This window comes from Shigella sp. FC1567 (assembly GCF_001743015.1).
Classification (GTDB): Bacteria; Pseudomonadota; Gammaproteobacteria; order Enterobacterales; family Enterobacteriaceae; genus Escherichia; species Escherichia coli.
The window spans coordinates 1-790 of sequence record NZ_MIIV01000329.1 but is presented as its reverse complement, the minus strand read 5'-3'; the positions used below and the strand labels follow the sequence as shown (position 1 = coordinate 790).

The 790-nt window shown below is 41.1% G+C and carries 1 pseudogene; it reads left to right on the top strand.

The features are described 5' to 3' along the window. Positions 1 to 343: 343 nt before the first annotated feature. Positions 344 to 712 (top strand): annotated as a pseudogene (locus BHE85_RS16850) (fimbrial protein); the annotation flags it as partial. Positions 713 to 790 lie beyond the last annotated feature (78 nt).

Here is a 790-nt window from a genome sequence, read left to right as displayed (position 1 = left end):
GTAGCGGAGCAGGAAGGACATCTGATGGAAATGGAAGCCACGCAAGCACCTTAAAATCACCATCATACACTAAATCAGTAAGTTGGCAGCATTACCTCCCATCGCCATACCCTAACCAATTGCACTTGTGAATTTATTTTTGCTTAATTTTGAATTAAGAAAATTTAATTTGTTCAAAAGCCCTTAAAGTGCACAATAGGCGTCCTAATGAACAATGGTTGTAAATTTTGGTAACAAATATCATTGCTCATTAATATCTAGCATCTGCTTATAACATTTGTGTCATGAATAGTCATTCTTCAAACCAGTAGTCTGACTAATGGAATTTTATTCAAGGATTTTTATGTCTAAAAAATTAGGTTTTGCCCTGTCTGGTCTTATGCTGGCAATGGTTGCAGGTACTGCTTCTGCTGATATGGATGGTGGTCAGTTAAATATCAGTGGTCTGGTTGTTGATAACACCTGTGAAACCCGCGTTGACGGCGGTAATAAAGATGGTCTGATCCTGCTGCAAACTGCAACTGTTGGTGAAATCGATGCTGGCGTGCTGAATGACACCGTTGGCGCTAAAGCCAAACCTTTCAGCATCACCGTTGACTGCAGCAAAGCAAATCCGAATCCAGGTAGTACAGCTAAAATGACCTTCGGTTCTGTTTTCTTTGGTAATAGCAAAGGAACGCTGAACAACGACATGTCGGTAATGCTGCCAACTTACTGATTTAGTGTATGATGGTGATTTTAAGGTGCTTGCGTGGCTTCCATTTCCATCAGATGTCCTTCCTGCTCCGCT